This is a genomic window from Halomonas urmiana (assembly GCF_005780185.1).
GTDB classification, from domain to species: domain Bacteria; phylum Pseudomonadota; class Gammaproteobacteria; order Pseudomonadales; family Halomonadaceae; genus Halomonas; species Halomonas urmiana.
In genome coordinates, this window is the sequence record NZ_VBUI01000025.1 from 28,087 (window position 1) to 47,027 (window position 18,941).

20 protein-coding genes are annotated in these 18,941 nt (G+C 69.4%); 9 read left to right on the forward strand and 11 right to left on the reverse strand.

All coding sequences use genetic code 11. The features are described 5' to 3' along the window. Window positions 1–28: 28 nt before the first annotated feature. From FEI13_RS15110 to dctP, 3 genes are all read right to left on the reverse strand, one after another. Window positions 29–1,357: a TRAP transporter large permease gene (locus tag FEI13_RS15110; protein ID WP_138182352.1), complete on the reverse strand. Its 1,329-nt coding sequence runs from the start codon at window positions 1,355–1,357 to the stop codon at window positions 29–31. Next, window positions 1,354–1,857, reverse strand: coding sequence for a TRAP transporter small permease subunit (locus tag FEI13_RS15115; RefSeq protein ID WP_138182353.1), 504 nt, complete (start codon window positions 1,855–1,857; stop codon window positions 1,354–1,356). The genes FEI13_RS15110 and FEI13_RS15115 overlap by 4 nt, the downstream gene beginning before the upstream one ends. A gap of 94 nt (window positions 1,858–1,951) precedes the next feature. Beyond that, window positions 1,952–3,061 (reverse strand): TRAP transporter substrate-binding protein DctP, encoded by a 1,110-nt coding sequence (gene dctP / locus FEI13_RS15120; protein WP_138182383.1) that lies wholly within the window; start codon window positions 3,059–3,061, stop codon window positions 1,952–1,954. Window positions 3,062–3,384: 323 nt separating this feature from the next. Here dctP and FEI13_RS15125 point away from each other — a divergent pair, with 323 nt between their 5' ends. Genes FEI13_RS15125 through FEI13_RS15135 form a run of 3 tightly spaced genes read left to right on the forward strand, consistent with a single transcriptional unit; the run spans window position 3,385 to window position 8,632 of the window. Then, entirely contained in the window at window positions 3,385–5,628 is a 2,244-nt protein-coding gene (locus tag FEI13_RS15125) for a tRNA(Met) cytidine acetyltransferase TmcA (protein ID WP_138182354.1), read from the forward strand. 32 nt (window positions 5,629–5,660) lie between these two features. Next, complete coding sequence (locus FEI13_RS15130) at window positions 5,661–7,163, forward strand: aminoacyl-histidine dipeptidase (RefSeq protein ID WP_138182355.1); 1,503 nt, start codon at window positions 5,661–5,663, stop codon at window positions 7,161–7,163. Then, entirely contained in the window at window positions 7,163–8,632 is a 1,470-nt protein-coding gene (locus tag FEI13_RS15135) for a DNA recombination protein RmuC (protein ID WP_138182356.1), read from the forward strand. The genes FEI13_RS15130 and FEI13_RS15135 overlap by 1 nt, the downstream gene beginning before the upstream one ends. An 87-nt stretch (window positions 8,633–8,719) precedes the next feature. Here the strand turns inward: FEI13_RS15135 and FEI13_RS15140 are convergent, their stop codons facing one another. After that, a complete protein-coding gene (locus FEI13_RS15140) occupies window positions 8,720–9,193 on the reverse strand; it encodes a Dps family protein (RefSeq protein ID WP_138182357.1) in 474 nt (157 codons plus the stop codon). 190 nt (window positions 9,194–9,383) lie between these two features. Here FEI13_RS15140 and FEI13_RS15145 point away from each other — a divergent pair, with 190 nt between their 5' ends. Both FEI13_RS15145 and FEI13_RS15150 read left to right on the forward strand, forming a co-directional pair. Beyond that, window positions 9,384–9,920 carry a hypothetical protein gene (locus FEI13_RS15145; protein ID WP_138182358.1) on the forward strand — a complete coding sequence of 179 codons (537 nt, stop codon included), beginning with the start codon at window positions 9,384–9,386 and terminating at the stop codon, window positions 9,918–9,920. Next, the gene (locus tag FEI13_RS15150) at window positions 9,917–10,276 is read left to right on the forward strand and encodes a hypothetical protein (protein WP_166462140.1); all 360 of its coding nucleotides are present in this window, start codon (window positions 9,917–9,919) and stop codon (window positions 10,274–10,276) included. Before FEI13_RS15145 ends, FEI13_RS15150 begins: the two co-directional genes overlap by 4 nt. Here FEI13_RS15150 and FEI13_RS15155 read toward each other — a convergent pair. After that, a complete protein-coding gene (locus FEI13_RS15155; protein ID WP_138182359.1) occupies window positions 10,265–10,726 on the reverse strand; it encodes an HIT domain-containing protein in 462 nt (153 codons plus the stop codon). The genes FEI13_RS15150 and FEI13_RS15155 overlap by 12 nt on opposite strands. A gap of 134 nt (window positions 10,727–10,860) precedes the next feature. Here FEI13_RS15155 and FEI13_RS15160 point away from each other — a divergent pair, with 134 nt between their 5' ends. The 3 genes from FEI13_RS15160 to FEI13_RS15170 all read left to right on the forward strand — a co-directional run bounded on the left by FEI13_RS15160 (window position 10,861) and on the right by FEI13_RS15170 (window position 12,222). Further along, window positions 10,861–11,607: a sulfite exporter TauE/SafE family protein gene (locus FEI13_RS15160; RefSeq protein WP_138182360.1), complete on the forward strand. Its 747-nt coding sequence runs from the start codon at window positions 10,861–10,863 to the stop codon at window positions 11,605–11,607. 84 nt (window positions 11,608–11,691) lie between these two features. Beyond that, window positions 11,692–11,823 carry an entericidin A/B family lipoprotein gene (locus FEI13_RS15165; RefSeq protein ID WP_138182361.1) on the forward strand — a complete coding sequence of 44 codons (132 nt, stop codon included), beginning with the start codon at window positions 11,692–11,694 and terminating at the stop codon, window positions 11,821–11,823. Window positions 11,824–11,901: 78 nt separating this feature from the next. Continuing rightward, window positions 11,902–12,222, forward strand: a complete 321-nt coding sequence (locus tag FEI13_RS15170; protein WP_240036541.1) for an I78 family peptidase inhibitor — start codon at window positions 11,902–11,904, stop codon at window positions 12,220–12,222. A gap of 17 nt (window positions 12,223–12,239) precedes the next feature. Here FEI13_RS15170 and FEI13_RS15175 read toward each other — a convergent pair whose 3' ends face one another. The 3 genes from FEI13_RS15175 to FEI13_RS15185 form a co-directional block, all read right to left on the reverse strand. Then, window positions 12,240–12,743, reverse strand: coding sequence for an acyl-CoA thioesterase (locus FEI13_RS15175; RefSeq protein ID WP_138182363.1), 504 nt, complete (start codon window positions 12,741–12,743; stop codon window positions 12,240–12,242). Window positions 12,744–12,831: 88 nt separating this feature from the next. Continuing rightward, complete coding sequence (locus tag FEI13_RS15180; protein WP_138182364.1) at window positions 12,832–14,142, reverse strand: short-chain fatty acid transporter; 1,311 nt, start codon at window positions 14,140–14,142, stop codon at window positions 12,832–12,834. Window positions 14,143–14,212: 70 nt separating this feature from the next. Then, on the reverse strand, window positions 14,213–15,586 hold the full coding sequence (locus FEI13_RS15185; RefSeq protein WP_138182365.1) for an MATE family efflux transporter: 1,374 nt from the start codon (window positions 15,584–15,586) through the stop codon (window positions 14,213–14,215). Between the two features lie 153 nt (window positions 15,587–15,739). On the opposite strand from FEI13_RS15185, the gene FEI13_RS15190 reads away from it, so the two are divergent. Next, window positions 15,740–16,060 (forward strand): hypothetical protein, encoded by a 321-nt coding sequence (locus FEI13_RS15190; RefSeq protein WP_240036542.1) that lies wholly within the window; start codon window positions 15,740–15,742, stop codon window positions 16,058–16,060. Window positions 16,061–16,110: 50 nt separating this feature from the next. On the opposite strand, the gene FEI13_RS15195 is transcribed toward FEI13_RS15190, so the two are convergent. From FEI13_RS15195 to FEI13_RS15205, 3 genes are all read right to left on the reverse strand, one after another. Beyond that, window positions 16,111–16,359, reverse strand: a complete 249-nt coding sequence (locus tag FEI13_RS15195; RefSeq protein ID WP_138182366.1) for a YfhL family 4Fe-4S dicluster ferredoxin — start codon at window positions 16,357–16,359, stop codon at window positions 16,111–16,113. A gap of 62 nt (window positions 16,360–16,421) precedes the next feature. Further along, window positions 16,422–16,901, reverse strand: coding sequence for a pantetheine-phosphate adenylyltransferase (gene coaD / locus FEI13_RS15200; protein WP_138182367.1), 480 nt, complete (start codon window positions 16,899–16,901; stop codon window positions 16,422–16,424). Next, entirely contained in the window at window positions 16,898–18,790 is a 1,893-nt protein-coding gene (locus tag FEI13_RS15205; protein WP_138182386.1) for a beta-ketoacyl synthase, read from the reverse strand. The genes coaD and FEI13_RS15205 overlap by 4 nt, the downstream gene beginning before the upstream one ends. Between the last annotated feature and the right edge of the window lie 151 nt (window positions 18,791–18,941).

The following is an 18,941-nucleotide window of genomic DNA, read 5'->3' on the forward strand; positions in this document are numbered from 1 at the left end:
CGGGCGTCGATGGTCGAGCTCGGTGGGCTCAGTAGCCGATCAGCAGCGACGGCAGACCGGTCACCAGGGCGGGGAAGAAGGCCATCAGCAGGCAGGCCAGCACGATCAGCGTCACGAAGGGGAGGACCGCCTTGTAGAGGTCGAGGGTTTCGACGCCGGGCGGCGCTACCCCCTTGAGGTAGAAGAGCGCATAGCCGAAGGGCGGCGTGAGGAAGGAGGTCTGCAGTACCACCGCGACCATCACCACGAACCACAGCACGTCGATGCCCATGTTCTCGACGATCGGCAGCATGATCGGGAAGCTCAGCAGCACGATGCCGGTCCAGTCCAGGAACATGCCCAGGATGAAGACCAGGAAGAGCATCAGGATCAACGCCCCGGTGGTACCGCCGGGCATCGCCATCACCACCTCGTGGATCACCTCCATGCCGCCGCCGATGGAGAACACCCCGGTGAAGGCGGTGGCGCCCACCAGTACCAGCATCACCATGGTGGTGGTCTTGCTGGCCTCGATCAGGGTGCGGTAGCAGGTGGCGGCCTTGCGGTCGCCGAAGATCAGGAACAACAGGAAGGCGATGGTGACGCCGATGGCCGAGGCCTCGGTGGCGGTGGCGATGCCGGTGAACAGCGAGCCCAGCACGCCGAGGATCAGCGCCATCGGCGGCAGCACGTACTTGCCCAGCATCTTCAGAAGCTCGCCGGTGGAGACCTCGGCGCGCTCCTCGGCCGGTACCAGGGGGCCATACTCCGGCTTGAGGTGGCAGATCACCAGCACGTAGAGGGCGTACATCGCGCCGAGCAGCAGGCCCGGCACCAGGGCGCCGGCGAACAGCGCGCCCACCGAGACCGGCGAGTAGCTGGCCATCAGGATCAGCATGATGCTGGGCGGGATGAGGATGCCCAGGCAGCCGCTGGCCATGATCACGCCGGTGCTGAGCTGCTTGTTATAGCCATAGTTCAGCATCGGCACCAGCGCGATCATGCCCATCACCGCGATGGAGGCGCCGACGATGCCGGTGGTGGCGGCCAGCAGCACCGAGACCACGACGACCGTCAGGGCCAGGCCGCCGCGCAGGTTGGCCAGCAGCAGGCGCATCGACTCGAACATCTTCTCGGTGACGCCGGAGTCGTTGAGGAAACGCGCCATCAGGATGAACAGCGGGATGGCCACCAGGACGTAGTTGTCCATGGCGTTGCCGTAGATGTTGTTGATCAGGATGCCCAGCGTATTGGCGCCGGGCCCGAGCCAGGCGCCGAGCACGGCGACGCCGCCGAGCACGAAGGCCAGCGGATGACCCATGAACAGGCCGACCAGCAGGCCGCCGAACATGAACAGGGTAAGCATCTCGGCGCTCATGCGGGGGTCTCCTTGCCCAGCGCCTGCACGGCGCGGATGACGATGGCGATGGCCTGCAGCAGCAACAGCCCGGCGGCGACCACGATCACGCCCTTCACCGGATAGACCGGGATGGCCATCATGCCGTAGGTGGTCTCGCCGCGACTGACGGAGCGTTCGAAGAACGCCCAGCCGAAGGTCAGCAGCATCCAGATGAAGGGAACGAAGAAGATCAGGTAGCCGAGGAGTTCGAGGGCCGCCTGCTTGCGGCGAGAGAGCAGGCGCTTGAGCACGTCGACCTCGACGTGGGCGTGATGGCGCAGCCCGTAGGCGGCCATGAGCATGAAATGGGCGCCGAAGAGCATCTTCGTCACGTCGAAGGCCCAGTCGCTGGGGCGTCCGATGAAGAAGCGCATGGCGATGTCATAGATCACGATCAGCGTGATCACGGCGAGCAGCGGAGCGATGAGGCGTCCGAATCCCTCGTTGAGGGCGTCGATGGCCCTGGCAATGGCATTCATGGTGGGAGCTCTCGGCATCGGGCGAAGCGTTCGGGAGGAAGGAGGCGAAACCGTCGGTATCGAGGCCGGCCCCGGCGGGGCCGGCTCGGACCGCTTACTGGTTCATGCAGGCCTCGATCTCCTCGAGGGACGGCAGGTCGTCGGTGACGCGGCTCATGTTGTAGGGCACCGAGACGTCACGCCAGTTGGCGTAGTGCTGCAGGTAGCTGATCATGGAGTGGTAGACCTTGGCGTGCATCGGGTCCTCGCAGGCCCCCTGGACGATCACCTCGTTGGTGATGCGCTGGATCTCGGCGAGATCCTCCTCGGAGAGCTGATTGATCTCGGTGCCGTCCTCGATGAACTTCACCGTGCCCTCGGTGGATTCGCGCTCGGACCAGGCCAGCGACCAGGCCATGGTCGCCTGGGCGGCGATCTTCAGCTTCTCCTGGGTCTCCTCGGAGAGGGCGTCCCAGGCGTCCTGATTGATCATCACGCCGAACACGCTGGCGGACTGGTGCCAGCCCGGCACGGACCAGTAGTCGGCCACCTCGGAGAAGCCGGCCTTGTAGTCCACCCCCGGGGTGGAGAATTCGGCGCCGTCGACCACGCCGCGCTCGATGGCCTGGTAGATCTCGCCGCCGGCCAGGGTGACCTGGGAGCCGCCGAGCTGTTCGAGCACCCGGCCCTGGTCGCGACCGGAGAGGCGCAGTCGCTTGCCCTCCAGGTCGGCGATGCTCTCGATGGGCGTGCCGCCGCGGAAGCCCGACTCGTTGTTGGTGATGCCGTAGGGCAGGTAGACCATGTTGTAGTCGCCGTAGACCTCCTGGTAGAGCTCGAAGCCGCCCCACTGGTTGATCCAGTTCAGGTAGTCAACGCCGTTGAACAGGCTGGTGGTGGTGGCCAGCGGCGAGAAGGCCGGGCTCAGGCCGGCCCAGTAGCCGGGCCAGTCGCCGGCGGCCTGGATGGCGCCGGTCTGGGTGGCGTCGAACACCTCGGTGCCGGGCATCAGGGTGCCGCCGGCGCGGAAGTTGATGGTCAGCTCGTCACCGGCCAGGGTGTTGACCAGCTCCGCCCAGTGGCGGTCGATCTGGATCAGGTCCAGGTTGTCCGGCCAGGTGGTGGTCATGGTCCAGGTTTCCTGAGCCTGGGCGGTCGTGCTCAGGGCGGCGAGGGCGACGCCGGCCGCGAGCCCGGTGAGGGCGAATCGTGTCTTCTGCTGCATCATGTGGGAGCTTCCTTCGCGGTTGTTATGGTTGTGCGGTGAATCGGGTCGCTGGAAACAGCCGTCGGGCCCGGGAGCGCGCGGCCGGACATCCGATAACACTCAACAAGCTAGCATGGAGGCATGGAGATGTTCGACCGCGCCCGCGGGCGCCACGGTGCTTTCGTCGAGCGACGCTGCACCCTTGCGTTCTCGGCTATAATGTCTTGTCGATCAACAGGTTGAAACGGTCGTATGAGAGGCGTACTGCAACGCCGAACGGGCCGCCATCGTTGAAAGGCCGGTCTTCCTTAGACCAAAGTTGACTCCCCATGGAGCCCCGCATGATGCAAAGCCGCCTCGCCTCCCTCATGGACGCCCGCCAGCGACTCGCTCGACGCCGCTGGCGCCGCCTGGTGTGGCTGACCGGCGAGGCCGAGGCCTGTCGGCGCGAGGCGCTGGGCTTGTGGCGGGAGAGTGACTGGTGCGCGCCCCTGTGGATCGCCGCCGCACTCCCCGAGGGCGTTGCGGCGGCGGCCTGGCTGCCGTCGGCCAAGGCTCGCACGCGGCTGGGCGGCGAGCAGGACCTGGTGGTGATCGATGCCGTCTCGGCCGAGTGCGGCTTCGACCCCGAGGCCTTCGGCGCGCTGGCCGGCACCCTCACGGCCGGCGGCCTGCTGGTGCTGATGACGCCGTCCGATTGGGGGCGGCGTCCCGACGCCGACTACGTCCGCCTGGCCGAGCACCCTTGGCGGGCGGAGCAGCTCACCGCCCGCTATCTGGCGCGCCTCGCCCGCCTGCTGGCCATTGATACGCGGGTGATCCGCTGGACGGCGGGGGAGGCGCCGCGCATGGCGGACCTGCCCAAGGCCACGACCGGGGTGAAGGGCGAAGCGCCGGGAGAGCACTCGCCGCTGCCGGCCGGCGACGCCGCCTGCCTGACCCGCGACCAGGCCGAGGCGGTGGCCCGGCTGACCCGGCTGCGTCGCCGTCGCCCCCTGGTGTTGACCGCCGACCGCGGCCGCGGCAAGACGGCGGCGCTGGGCATCGCCTGCGCGCGGCTGCTGGCGGAAGGCACGGGGGCTCGAGCGACCGAGACCGAGATCCTGGTCACCGCGCCGCGTCCGGCGGCGGTGGCCGGGCTCTTCGAGCGCCTGGCCGCGCTCTGCCCCGAGGGGCGTCGTCACGGCAATGCCTTCGAGGCGCCCGGCGGGCGGGTGCGCTTCCTGGCCCCCGACGAGCTGGCTCACCTGGCCGACCAGGGCGAGGTCGGCGGCCCCGGTCGGCTGTTGCTGGTGGATGAGGCGGCGGCGATTCCCGCCCCCCTGCTGGGGCGCTGGCTCGAGGCCTTCCCGCGGCTCGCCTTCGCCACCACCGTGCACGGCTACGAGGGCTCGGGCCGCGGCTTCGCGCTGCGTTTTCGTGAGCGGCTCGAGCGCCAGGCGCCCGGCTTTCGCGAGTGCCACCTGGCCGAGCCGATCCGCTGGGCACCGGGCGACCCCCTGGAGGCACTCACCTCACGCCTGCTGCTGCTGGACGCCGAGCCGGACGCGGCTTCGCCCGGTGACGAGCCGCTCATCTCGCATCGACTGGACCGCGGCGTCCTGGCCGGCGACGAGGCGCGGCTGCGGGCGCTGTTCGGCCTGCTGGTGCAGGCCCACTATCGCACCACGCCCGCCGACCTGCGCCGGCTGCTGGACGGCCCGGGCGTGGCCATCACGACCCTCGAGGCGGGCTCGGCCCTGCAGGGCGTGGCGGTATGTGGCGACGAGGGCGGCTTTCCGGCCGATCTCGCCGAGCGGGTGGCGCGGGGCGAGCGGCGCCCGCGCGGCCACCTGCTGGCCCAGTCGCTGGCCGCCCATGCCGGGGAGCGCGAGGCGCTGACCGCGCGACTGCGACGGGTGCTGCGCATCGCCGTGCCCGCCGGCCGGCGCCGCCGTGGAGGCGGCCGGCGCCTGCTCGATGACGAGCTCGCGCGGGCCCGCGACGAAGGCATCGACCTGCTGGGGGCGAGCTTCGGCGCCGAGCCGGGGCTTCTGGCCTTCTGGCATTCGACGGGCTTTCGCGCCGTGCGCCTGGGGCTCACCCGCGAGACCGCCACCGGCGAGCACGCGCTGATGGTGGTGCGACCCACCAGCGTGACCGGCGAGACGCTGGCCGCGAGGCTCGAGGCGCGCTTTCATCGCCAGCTGCCGGGCCTGCTGGCCTTCGAACTGGCCGAGCTCGAGCCCGCGGTGGCACTGGTCCTGCTCGCCGAGGGCCCGGCGGTAGCCCTCGACGCCGCCGATCGCCGCGACCTCGATGACGTGGCCTTCGGCCATCGCGAGCCGGCCCTGGCGCGCCCGGCGATCCAGGCGCTGGTGAGGCGCTGTGCCCGGGCCCAGACCTGCAAAGAGGGGCCCGACGCAGGGCGCGACGAGGCGCTGGCGCCGCTCGCGGCCTGGGCCTTCCAGGGCCGCGAGGCGAGCTGGCTGGCGCAGCGCTTGGGCGTCGCCGGCAAGAAGGGTGTCCAGGCCTGGCTGCGCGAGGCCGTGGCCCGCCTTCACGATCGCGACGGCGGACTTTCCCCCGATGAGGCCGGGCGGTAGAGTGCCCGCATTCACCGTCGGACAGAGGCCCCATGAACGCACATCTCGAGCAGCTCTCCCCCCGGCCCCTGTGGCGCCACTTTCGCACCCTGTGCAACACGCCGCGCCCCTCCGGCCACGAGGCCGCCCTGATCGCGCTCCTCGAGCGCTGGGCCGACGGCCTGGGCCTGGCCCACGACCGCGACGCCTTCGGCAACCTGCGCATCCGCAAGCCCGCCACCCCCGGCCACGAGCAGGCCCCCGGCGTGATCCTGCAGGGGCATCTGGACATGGTGGCCCAGGCCAACGCCGACCACCCCCACGACTTCACCCGCGACCCCCTCGACACCCAGGTAGTCAACGGCTGGCTGCACGCCCGCCACACCACCCTCGGCGCCGATAACGGCCTCGGCGTGGCCGCGGCGCTGGCGATCCTCGAGGATGACGCCCTGATCCACGGCCCGCTGGAGGCGCTCTTCACCCTGGAGGAGGAGTCCTCCATGGGCGGCGCCCTCAACCTGGCCGAGGGCTGGCTCGAGGGAAGCCTGCTGCTCAACCTGGACTCCGAGGATCGCGGCCAGGTCTATATCGGCTGTGCCGGCGGGGCCGACGTCATCGTCGATGCCCAGCTGCCCACCGCCCCACCGGCCGCCGACGAGACGGCGCTCTCGCTCTCGCTCACCGGGTTGTCCGGCGGCCACTCCGGCATCGATATCCATAAGGGGCGCGGCAATGCCAACCGGCTGCTGGTCAGGGCACTGCGCGCCCTGGAGCCACTCGGGGCACGGCTGGTCGACTACCGCGGTGGCACCCTGCGCAACGCCCTGCCGCGGGAGGCCTTCGCCACCCTGATGCTGCCGGAGGAGGAGCTCGCCCATGCCCAGGCGCGCGTGGCGGCGCTGGAGGCCGAGCTGCGCGCCGAGCTGGCCGGGGTCGACGAGGGGCTCTCGCTCTCTCTGGCGTCCGGGGCGGCGTCGGCAGCGGAGGCCCTGACGGCCGAGGCCAGCCGGCTGCTGGTGCGCGCCCTTCACGTGGCGCCCTGCGGCGTCGAGCGGATGAGCGTCGAGCTGCCCGGGGTGGTGGAGACCTCCAACAACCTCGGGGTGGTGAGCCTTGCGGCCGGGCGCTTCCACCTCTGTGCCCTGGTACGCTCGCTGCGCGACAGCGCCACGGCAGACCTCGCCGATCGCTTCCGGGCGCTGTTCGAGCTGATCGGTGCCCGCACCCGGGTCGAGAACGCCTACCCGGGTTGGACACCCGACCCGGAAAGCCCGCTGCTGGTGTGCTTCCGCCGGCTTCACCGCGAGCGACTGGGTAATGATCCCGAGGTCAAGGTGATCCATGCTGGCCTGGAGTGCGGCATCCTCGGCGGCAAGTACCCGGCGCTGGATATGATCTCCTTCGGCCCGCTGATCCGCGGCGCCCACTCCCCGGACGAGCGGGTGGAGCTTGCCTCGGTGGAGGAGTTCTGGACGCTGCTGCGCGCCCTGGTGGAGGACCTGGCGACCGTGGGCGCGGAAGACGCTGGCCGCTCCTCCGGCGCGCCGAACTCGTGATGAACGAATGGCTGCAAGCGGCCGGTCCGGCCGACTGGGTCGCGGTGGCGCTGGCGGGGCTGCTGGCGGTGACCGCCGCGCTTGCCCTTGGCTGGCGGCGCCGCCTGTCGGCCGCCGCGGCGGCGCTCGCCGACCGCGAGCAGTCGTACTTGGAGCGTGAGGCCGGTGTGCGGCGCCTCGAGCAGGAGCTGACCCAGAGCGACGCTCAGCTGGATGCCAGCCGCGAGCGTTTGGCGGCCCTCGAGGCCGAGCTCACCGACACTCGGGACCGGCTGTCCGAGCGGCGCGAGCGGGCCACCCGGCTGGAGACCGAGCGCGAGCAGATGGCACTGCGTCACCGCGAGCAGTTGGCCCTGCTCGAGGAGGCCCGCGAACGGCTCAAGGAGGAGTTTCGCCAGCTGGCCGGGCGCATCTTCGAGGAGCGCCAGCAGGCCTTCTCGGCCCAGAGTCGCGACGGCCTCGAGGCGACGCTCAAGCCTTTCCGCGAGCAGGTCGACCAGTTCCGCCGCCGGGTCGAGGAGCTCCACGGCCAGCAGAGTCGCGACAGCGGCTCCCTCAAGGCGCAGCTCGAACAGCTCGCCGGGCTCAACGCCCGCCTCGGCGAGGAGGCTGCGGGGCTCGCCCGGGCGCTCAAGGGCGACCAGAAGGCCCAGGGCCACTGGGGCGAGCTGATGCTCGAGACCGTGCTCGAGCGCAGCGGCTTGCGCCGCGACATCGAGTACCGCCGCGAGGTCTCGCTGCAGGGCGAACAGGGGCGCCAGCGCCCCGACGCGGTGATCTACCTGCCTGACGACCGCCACCTGATCGTCGATGCCAAGGTGTCGTTGGTCGCCTGGACCCGGGTGGTCAACGCCGAGGAGGAGGCCGAGCGCGAGGCGGCCATGAAGGCACACCTGCAGTCGCTGCGCAGTCACATGGCGGGCCTTTCGGGCAAGGACTACCCGTCCCTGCCGGGGCTCCACTCGCCGGACTTCGTATTCCTCTTCGTGCCGGTGGAGCCGGCCTTCGCCGCGGCCTTCGAGCGCGACCCCTCACTCTTCCAGGAGGCCTTCGACCGCCAGGTGGTGGTGGTCACCCCGACCACCCTGCTGGCGAGCCTGCGCACCGTGGCGGGCCTGTGGAGCCTGGAGCGCCAGAACGAGAACGCACGCCTGATCGGCGAGCGGGCCGAGAAGCTGCTGGCCAAGTTCTCCGGCTTCGTCGAGAGCCTCGAGGAGGTGGGGCGTCACCTGGAGCGGGCGAGCGACAGCCAGCGCCGGGCCATGGGCCGGCTCTCCAGCGGCCAGGGCAGCCTGGTGGCCCAGGCCACCGAGCTCGAGCGCTTGGGCGTGCGCATGAAGAAGCCGCTGCCCGCCGAGCTGGTGCGCGCCGCCGCCAGCGACCATGGCATGAAAGGCGAGAGAGACGAGGCAGAAAGGGAAAGCGAGAGAGACGGAGAAGGCGCGGACGAGACGCCCAATCGCGCCTGAGTCGAAGCGCTCGGCCGCCAGACGCCAAGACGCCGCCCGAAGGCGGCGTCTTGCGTTCATCCTGGGGATGGTTCCCGCACGGCACGATCAGCCGAGGTAGGCGCCCAGCATCCACACGGTCTTCTCCTGCTCGCGGATGTAGTCGCCGGCCTGGGCGGCGGTGCCCTCGTCATCGGCGTCGGAGGCCAGCGAGAGCAGCTCGCGCTGCAGCTCGATCAGCGTCTGGTACCCTTGGAGCACGCCGCGCACGCAGGCCTCGCCGTCGTGGACGTCCTTGTCCTCCTGGATCCGGGCGATCTTCACGTAGTCGCTGTAGGCATGGACCGGGGTGTGGCCAAGGGTCAGGATGCGCTCCGCGACCTCGTCGACCTTGACCAGCAGATCGGTGTAGAACTCCTCGAACTTCTCGTGGAGCTGGAAGAACTGCCGCCCCTTCACGTTCCAGTGGTAGCCGCGCACGTTCATGTAGAAGATCTGGTAGTTCGCCAGCAGTTCGTTGAGCTTCTCGGCGAGCTGGCTGGCGCTGGATTCGTGCAGGCCGATGGTGTTGGTCTCGCTCATGCAATGCCTCCTTGATCGCTTTGCGGATAGGGTACGGTGGTTCGGTGGTCGCGAGTAAGTCGATTCTCTGCATGGCCACCATAGCCGATGTCGATGACCTGCGGGCGGCGGTGGCGAGATTCAAGGCCGGGCGTGTCGTCGCCGCGGCGTCCGGCCTAGACTGAAGGCCACCGTTTCTGGAGACGATCCCATGCGCATATGGCTGCTGTGGCTACTGCCGGGCGTGCTCGCCGGGTGTCAGATGACGCCGACGACCCTGCCGGTGGCCGAGCCCGCCCCTTCCGTCGAGTGTCGCTGGCCCGCGAGACCCGGCGATGACCTGGCCCGAGTGATCACGGCCCTGGAGGCGGAGGGCTTCGTGGTGCGCCACACCGATGCCTCGCTGGGGCTGGTCAGTGCCGATCGGGCCCGCACCACCCTCTATCACGACAACGGCGTCGAACGCCTGCCGCGCATCGGCGGCTTCGTGCGCGGGGGCAGCGGTGGCCACGTGGGCACGGGCGTGGTGCTTGGTTTCGGCGGCGGCTTCGGACCGGGCATCGACGAGGCGACCCGCGCCGAGCGGGTCTCGGTGGTGGTCGATGAGCGAGCGCTGCGCGTGACCCGCGACATTCGCCTGATCGACTGGCGGGGCGACCTGCGCGAATCGCGCAGCGCCAGCGATGCCGACTTCTGCCGAGACCTGCGCCGCGCCATCCAGGCCGCCCCGGCCGGGGAGGCGTCATGATGCGTGCACTGCTCATCCTGCTGCTGACGGCGTGGCTCGCCGGCTGTGCCTCGCCGCCTTCCGAGGCGCCGCGCGAGCTGCGGCTTGCAGCAGCGCCCGAAACGACCCTGCGCGAGGCCATGGAGCTACTGATGGCGCGCGGCTATGTGATTCGCCATGCCGACGATGAATTGGGACGACTGGACGCCGTGTTGGCCCGCATGCCGGGCTATGGCGTCTCGCTGCGCATCTCGCCGGGCGCCGAGGGCAGCAGCCGCGTCGAGGCCATCGCCACCCGGGGCGGTCGGGCGCTGCCGCCCGGCCTCGTGGATCCTTTTCTCACCGACCTCGAGGCACGGCTGGGACTACTCCCCTGAGTCCTGGTCGCCTGAGTCCAGGGGCTCGCATTCCAGGGGCAGCCGTTCCAGCTCGGCCAGGATACGGGCGCGCATGTCGGCGAGGGCGTCCAGGTCGTAGGGCTCGGCCCGGCCGTGGCCCCATACCGGCGCCGGCCAGGCGGCGTCCTCGCGGCGCCGCACCACCGCATGCACGTGCAGTTGGGCGACCACGTTGCCGAGGCTGGCGATATTGAGCTTGTCACCCTCGAGGGCCTGGAGCAGGGCCCGGCCGACCGCCGTGGCCTCCCGCCACAGCTGCCGCTGGGCCCGTTCGTCGAGTTCGAACACCTCGCTGACCTCGTGGCGGCGCGGCACCAGCACTAGCCAGGGGAAGCGCGCGTCATCCATCAGCCGCAGCTGGCACAGCGGCAGTTCGGTGATCGGGTAGGTATCCGCCACCAGGCGGGCATCGGGCTCGAAATCCGGCATCGCTCGTCTCCTTTCGCTAGGCCGTCCCTATCAGGGCCCATGATGGCACAGCGGGGCGCGAGCGGGCAGATTCCCCCGGCCGGGCGGGATCGGTATGCTGGGCGGCCTTCGACTCGCTACGCACGGACGCCACCATGACGCTGCTCGAGGCCCTCGCCCTGCTGACCATCGGCACCCTGGCCGGTTTCATCAACGTGCTCGCCGCCGGGGGCTCGATGCTGACGCTGCCGCTGCTGATGTTCCTGGGGTTGCCGCCCCAGGCCGCCAACGGCACCAACCGGGTCTCCGTGGCCCTGCAGAGCGTCTCGGCGGTGGCCAGTTTCCTGCGCGCGGGTGCCTCGCACCTGGGGCTCTCCCTGCGGCTGTCGGTACCGGCGGTGATCGGCTCGCTGGCCGGTGCCTGGCTGGCTCTGCAGACCGACGATGCCCTGTTCGAAGCGATCCTGATCGCGGTGATGGCGGGCTCGGCGGTGCTGATGCTGCTGCCCCAGCCGCGGGTGGAGACCCGCCCGCTTACCGCTGAGCGCCTCACGCCCGCCGTCTACCTGGCGATGTTCGCCATCGGCCTCTACGGGGGGTTCATCCAGATCGGGGTGGGCATCCTCTTTATCGTGGTGCTCTACCGCATGCTGAAGATCGACCTGGCTCAGGTGAACGTCTTCAAGGTGCTGATCGTGCTGGTCTATACCCTGCCGGCCCTGGCGATCTTCCTGATCAACGATCAGGTGCGCTGGGGCTACGGCCTGATGCTGGCGGCGGGCAGCATGCTGGGCGCCTGGCTGGCGGTGAAGGTCAACATGAGCCCGCGCGGGGCCCTCGTCGTCAAGTGGCTGACCCTCGCGGTCATCGCGGCGATCATCCTGCGGCTGCTGCTGGGATAGCTCCTCGGTGGCGACGGCGGTCGCGTGCTAGATTGAAGGAGCGTCAATCCCCTACTGCATATCGGAAAGGTCGAGGAGGCAAGCATGAAACGGACACTCGCACTGGTACTTGTCGCGCTGTTCACCGCGTCGCTGCTCGGTGGTTGCAACACCATCCGCGGCGCCGGGCAGGATATCGAGGAGGGCGGCGAGGCCATCCAGGAATCCAGCTACTGAGTCAGCGTATGGGGCCGCTACCCGCCGGAACGGCGACTGACCGTTCCGGAGCCCGCCATCATGGAAGAGGAGAAGGCCATGCCTGCGAAGGCACTCGCGCCGATCGCCGCCGCCCTGCTGCTGGCCGGCTGCGTCGGCGGATCGCCCCCGCCTGCCGAGGCGCCCGCACCGCCCCCGCCCAGCGTGGCCGCCGGTGAGTCCTGCGACGCCACATCGCTGCAGGGCCGCGTCGGGGAGCGCTTCACCGCCACGCTCGGCGAGACGCTGCAGGCCGAGAGCGGCGCGACCACCCTGAGGGTGCTGCGCCCCGGCACGGCCGCCACCCTCGACTACCGCCAGGACCGCCTCAACGTGCGGTTGGACGAGCGCGACCTCATCACCGCCATCGACTGCGGCTAAGCGCCGCCTCCGCCGTTTTAGATGTCGCCGTGCTCGGCCTGGGTGCGGCGCTCCTCCTCCTCGGCCTGCTTGCGCAGCTTCTTGCGCAGGGCCGCTTTCTCGAAGCGCAGCTTCTGCAGACGGGTGTCCAGTCGTAGCGGCGGCACCCGCGCCGGTTTGCCGTGAGCGTCTACGGCGACCATGGTCAGGTAGCAGCTATTGGTGTGGCGGATCATCTTGTGGCGGATGTCTTCGGCCACCACCTTGATGCCGATCTCCATGGAGGAGCTGCCGACGTGGTTGACGCAGGCCAGAAAGGTGACCAGCTCGCCGACGTGGATCGGCTGCTTGAACAGCACCTGATCGACGGACAGCGTCACCACGTAGTGGCCGGCGTAGCGGCTGGCGCAGGCATAGGCCACCTCGTCGAGCTTCTTGAGGATGGCGCCGCCGTGCACCTTGCCGCTGAAGTTGGCCATGTCCGGTGTCATCAGCACGGTCATCGAGAGCTCGTGCTGGCCGGGGAGGGTTTGATCGTCCATCGCAGGGTTCCCGTCAAGGTTTCATGAAGCATAACGCCTCGCCCCCTGAAGGGGGAGCGAGGCGTCGTCGTGGCGCGTGCGGCTCGGTTCAGAACCAGGTCAGGCCCACGGCGATGATGATACCGGTGATGAACAGCTGGATGAGGCAGAAGCCCATGATGTCCTTGGCCTTGAGGCCGGCGATCCCCAGCACCGGCAGAGCCCAGAAGGGCTGCAGCAGGTTGGTCCAGGCGTCGCCCCAGGCCACGGCCATGGCCACCCGGGGAATGTCCACACCCAGGGCCTGGGCGGCCGGCAGCATCACCGGGGCCTGCACGGCCCACTGGCCACCGCCGGAGGGCACGAAGATGTTGACGATACCGGCACTGATGAAGGACCAGAAGGGCAGGGTGGTCTCGGTGGCGAAGGAGATCAGCGCACCGGACAGGGTCTCGGCGAGCCCGGACTGCACCATGATCGCCATGATCCCGGCGTAGAAGGGGAACTGGATCACGATCCCGGCGCCGCCCTTGATCGCCTCGTGCAGGCTGTTTAGCAGGCTCTGGGGCGTGCGGTGGAGCACGATGGCCAGGAACAGGAACAGGAAGTTCACCACATTCAGGTTGAGGCCGCCACCTTGCAGCACGAAGTGATCGAACAGGAACAGCAGGCCGGGGATGCCGACCAGCCAGGCGAGCGTAGTGCTGTTCTCGAGGCGCTCCGCCGGACGCGTGATGCGCGGCCGCTTCGTCTCGGTCTCACCCAGCAGCGCGGGGTCGATGTAGACGCTGTCCTTCTCGTCCGGGAGCATCAGCCGGTTGACCAGCGGCACCGCCACGAACAGGCAGAGCACGATGGCGATGTTGAACAGCGAGAAGATGGTCTCGCCGGTGCCGATCACGCCGATCTGCTCGACGGCGAAGTGCCCTTCGGTGGCGACCACCAGCGGCACGGAGCCGGCGAGCCCGCCGTGCCAGACGACGAAGCCGGAGTAGGCACTGGCCACCAGCAGCCGATAGTCCACCCTGATCTGGCGAGCCAGTTCCTTGGCGAACAGCGCGCCGACCACCAGACCGAAGCCCCAGTTGATCCAGCTGGCGGCCAGCGAGACCAGGGTCACCAGCAGGATGGCGGCGCCGGCGTTGTTGGCCAGGCCGGCCAGTTTCTGCAGCAGGCGGCTGACGGGGGGGGAGCTGGCCAGCATGAAGCCGGTGACCAGCACCAGCAGCATCTGCATCGAGAAGGTCAGCAGGTTCCAGAAGCCGTCGCCCCAGAAGCGCAGCACCGCCAGCGGCGTCTGGCGCTCCACGGCGATGGCCGCGGCAGCGGCGATGATCGTCAGCAGCAGCACGAAGATGTAGGGGTCGGGCAAGTACCTTTCGACCAGCTTGACGGCCGGTCGTGATAGAGCCTTGAGCATGAGGGTTCCCTTGTTCTGTTGTCTTGTATGGCGTACCCGACAGAAAGTAGCGCAATCTCAGAGGCTTGTGCTACCCGGGGCGAATCGCGTCATCAACGCGGGCGGCCGTCACGTCAGGGCGCCAGCGGGTGCGGCGATGGTGCCGGTAGTAGGCCGCGAGCACCCCCGAGCGCACCGTGGCGAAGGCCAGGAAAGAGAGCCATAGCCCGTGGTTGCCCAGCCCCTGGGTGAGCCACCAGAGCGGTAGGTAGACGGCGAGGCCGGCGAAGATGCTGTTACGCATCTCGCGGATCGCGGTCGCCCCGATGAAGACGCCGTCCAGCAGGTAGCTCCACACCGCCACCAGCGGCATGGCGACCATCCAGGGCAGATAGGCGCCGGCCGTCTCCCGCACCTCCGGCAGGCCGGTGAGCAGCGCGATCAGCCCTTCGCCGCCCAGGGCGAAGGCCAGCGCGGCCGCGCCGGCCGTGAGCAGCGAGAAGCGTGCGGCGCTCTTGACCACCTCGCCGAACTCGTCGAAGCGCCGGCGCCCCACGGCGCGCCCGGCCAGCGCCTCGGCGGCATGGGCGAAGCCGTCCAGGGCGTAGCTGGTCAGCATGATGAACTGCAGCAACACGGCATTGGCGGCCAGCACGGTGTCACCCTGGGCGGCGCCGCGGGAGGTGAAGAAGGCCATGGCGAACAGCAGGCCGAGGGTGCGCACGAAGAGGTTGGCATTGACCCGAAAGAGCTCGCCGTAGGCGGCCAGGCGCAGGATCTGGTGGCGCAGGAAGCGCCCCGAGAGCCACTTGAGCTGGCGCGAGACCAGCCACAGGCCGAAGGCCAGCGCCGTGTAGTCGGCGATCACCGTGGCCCAGGCCACGCCGTCGCTGGTCATGCCCAGCCCCACCACGAACAGCAGATCCAGCGCGATGTTGACGCCGTTGGTCAGCACCAGGATCGCCAGCGTGACCCGCGAGTTCTGCTGGCCGAGGAACCAGCCGAGGATGGCGTAGTTGGCCAGCACCGCCGGCGCCGAGAGCAGGCGGATGCGGGCATACTCCGCGGCGAGTTCGGTGGCCGCCGCGCTGCCGTCGAGCAGCCACAGCCCCAGCGTCACCAAGGGGCCACCGGCCACTATCAGCCCCAGGCCGATCACCAGGGCGAGCAGCAGCGACTGGCCGAGCAGGTTGCGCACCTCGCCATCCGCCTCGCGTCCCACCGCCTGGGAGGTGAGGCCGGTGGTGCCCATACGCAGGAAACCGAAGCCCCAGTAGAGGAAGCTGAACAGCGTGGCGCCGAGGGTCACCCCGGCCAGATAGCGCGAGTCGGGCAGGTGGCCGACCACCGCGGTATCGACCAGCCCGAGCAGCGGCACGGTGATGTTGGAGAGGATGATCGGCCAGGCCAGCGCCCAGATGCGCTGAGGAGCGGGCGTGGTGGCGGCATTAGAAGCAGAGGTCACGATGGCTCCGGTCGAGACGCGAAGGCGGCAGGATGGGCGGAGTCGCGAGAAGGTGCAACCGCTTGATCGCCCAGAAATCCAGCTACCCTTGAACGAGGTGACGAGGGCGTCGAGCGCGCCTCGAGTGGAACCCGTGCGAGAGGGAGCGACACGATGAAGCGAATGAGCGGTGTGGGGATGGGGCTTGCCCTGGTGCTGGCCATGTCGGTGGCGGGGCAGCCGGCCATGGCCATCGGCAACGATGATAGGATCCAGCCGAGCGGCGGGGCGATGATCCTCGATGCGGTCGTCGCCCGTCCGCTGCTGGCGGCCGCCACGCTTGGCGGTACGGCGATCTTCCTGGTGTCGCTGCCGTTCTCGGCTCTGGGCGGCAACGTCGATACGGCCGCCGAGACCCTGATCAAGACCCCGGCCGAGGCGACCTTTCGTCGCTGTCTCGGCTGTGAGGTGAGCCGGCGCGCCGACGAGCGGTAGGGCATGGTGGACTGGCGGGGCTCACCGATGCGAGGTGCCCCGCCGGCGCCTCAGGCGGCGGTGATGCGGTGGTACTTCTCCATCAGCTCGTCGCGGCTCTCCGCGCGCTCCGGGTCGAGGGGGATGCAGTCCACCGGGCAGACCTGCTGACACTGCGGCTCGTCGTAGTGCCCGACGCATTCGGTGCACAGGTTCGGGTCGATGATGTAGATCTCTTCCCCCGGCGAGATGGCGCCGTTGGGGCATTCGGGTTCGCAGACGTCGCAGTTGATGCACTCGTCGGTGATCATCAGGGCCATGGGGTACCTCATGGAAGTCGCTGGCCGGCAAGCGAGCTCGGGGATAATCCCGAGTGCCAGAGTCAGGTATTGTAATGGCTGTTCAGCGTCTCGGCGACCCTGGGATGAACGTGCTTCGAGACATCGCCGCCGAGGCGGGCGATCTCGCGGACCAGCGTGGAGGAGATGTAGGAGTTCTCGACCTCTGGTGTCAGGAACACCGTCTCGAGCTCCGGCATCTGGGCACGGTTCATGTTGGCCAGCTGCAGCTCGTACTCGAAGTCGGAGACCGCGCGCAGGCCACGCAGCAGCACGCGGGCCTGCTGCTGCTTCATGAACTCCGTCATCAGTCCCGAGAAGCCGACCACCTCGACGTTGCCGAGCCCGGCGACGACCTCTCGGGCCAGACCGATGCGGGTATCGAGGTCCAGCGCCGGCCCCTTGCCGGGGCTGGTGGCGATGGCCACCACCACCTTATCGAACAGTCGCGAGGCGCGCTCGATCAGGTCGAAGTGGCCGTTGGTGATGGGGTCGAAGGTCCCCGGGTAGACGGCGGTAGTCATGAGTCGCCCTCGTCCTCCAGGCGTCCAAAGGGGTTGTCGACGGCCAGCGAGACCGGCTGGGCATAGCCGGGGATGTGGATCCGGTCACGGCCGACCTCGAGCTCCGGGCCCTCCAGTACGCCCTCGCCGAAGCGGTAGCGGGCCTGGAAGTGGCCGCGGTCGGCGCTCTGATGATAGGTCGCGGCGACCTCGCGGGTGGCCTCGCGGCGTGCCCGCCAGTCGCTCATTGCGGCCTCACCGTGGCGCTTGGTCAGCAGCCGTTCGGTGACCGCGGGGGAGAGCACTACGCCGGTGGCGTTGTTGCCGCCGAAGCCCTTGGCATTGATGAAGGCGGCGTCCGCGGTGAAGGGCAGCGGGTCGCGGAACAGCCGCAGGTGCTCAGCGTGCACGTCGTCGGCCACGGCGTCGAGGGTGAAGATGCCGGGCAGCAGGCCGTGGGCGAAGCTGCCCAGGGCGCTGGTCAGCTGGTCGCCGGCGGCGCTGCCCTGTGAGTGGCCGACGAAGGCCTTCACCGCCACCACCGGCCAGTCGGTGATGCCGTGGGCGCGGGCCACCCGATCGAAGACGTGGGACTCGGTGGTGCGGTTCTTGGGAGTGCTGGTGCCGTGGGCATGCAGGAAGGTGCGCTCGCGCAGGGCGGTCTCGCCGAGCATGTCGCGCACCAGCGCGGCCGATTTGGCCAGCGAGATGTAATTGCCGATGCCCGGTGCCGAGATCGAGCGCTTCCAGCCATCGGCATTGACGAACACCGCCGGCACGCTGCCGAGGATGTCGGCGCCAGTCTCGAGTGCCAGGGCGTCGTCCATCAGCATCACGAACTGGCTGGACTCGCCCATGGTGAAGCCGCAGTTACGGGCGAAGGGGCGGCAGGCGCGCTGATAGTCCGTATCGGTCAGCAGCTCGAGGGCGTCCAGGGCCCTGAGGCCGTCATCGTCGGCCAGTGCGCCCATGCTGCGAAAGCCCTCGATGATCTCTGGGGTGATCGGGGCGTCGGCGGTGCCGACCATCACTACCTGCCGGCGCCCGGCCCGGATGTCGTCCACGCCCAGGCGCAGGTTGTAGAGGAAGCTGGCGCAGGCGCCCAGCGCCGCCCCGGTGCCGCCCACGCTGCCGAGCACATAGGCGTTGAGGAAGTCGGCGGGCATCTGGCCGTAGCCCAGCGGCATCTGCTTGGAGGTGGCACGCTTGCCAGAGCTGAAACTCTTGAGCAGTCCGCCCCAGCCCTCGTCGTCGAGCTGGCCGATGGAGTTGCCGGCGTAGACGGCGACCTTGTCGGGGTCCAGGCGGTCGCGCAGGCTGTCCCACTCCAGGCCGCTGTCGCCCAGGCAGTCGCTGGCGGCGAAGATCGTCATCGCCAGGCCGCGGGGGTGGTGCACGCTGCGATAGAGGCGGCTGGGTTCGAAACCGGTCGGCAGTTGGCCGGCGGTGCGCACCTGGGCCGGGCGGGTCTCGGGCAGCATCACGTCCATGCTGCCGGCGGGCACGGTGACTTCCAGGTTCTGGCGGTCGAGTTCGCGCACCTGCCAGGTGGCCGGCAGGTCGTCGGGCAGCTGGCGGCGGCGGATGCGGAAGGTCAACGGCGCGTCGAGGGCGAGGCTCGCCTTGCGGTTGGCCGGGAGGCCCTCCTCGTTGAAGCGAGCATCCTCGATGCGCCGGATCAGGGTATGGTCGAGCACCTGCTGGCGGGTCTGCTCGACGATCCCGGCGGCATCCAGGGCATGGCCCTGGGCGTCATGCCAGGCGCCATCGGCCTGGCTGTCGGCCAGGCGCATCATGGCCGCGAGGCCGAGCAGGGTGCGGGCCTGAACGTCGTCGGGCAGGGCATCGAGCACGGTACGGCGAAATGCCTGGTGGCCCGAGGTTCGGCCGGCGGGATTCACGCCGCCCATGCCGACGATCACCGGTAAGTGTGGCAAGCCGGGTTCCTCGTTGTGCGGTTGATGTCGTGGCTGCAATGTTAGGCCATCGATGATAGCACCCGGCCCGCGGTGGCGTCATGCTGGAGCCCCTGAGTGCAGGGCGGTCGCGCATGGATCTATC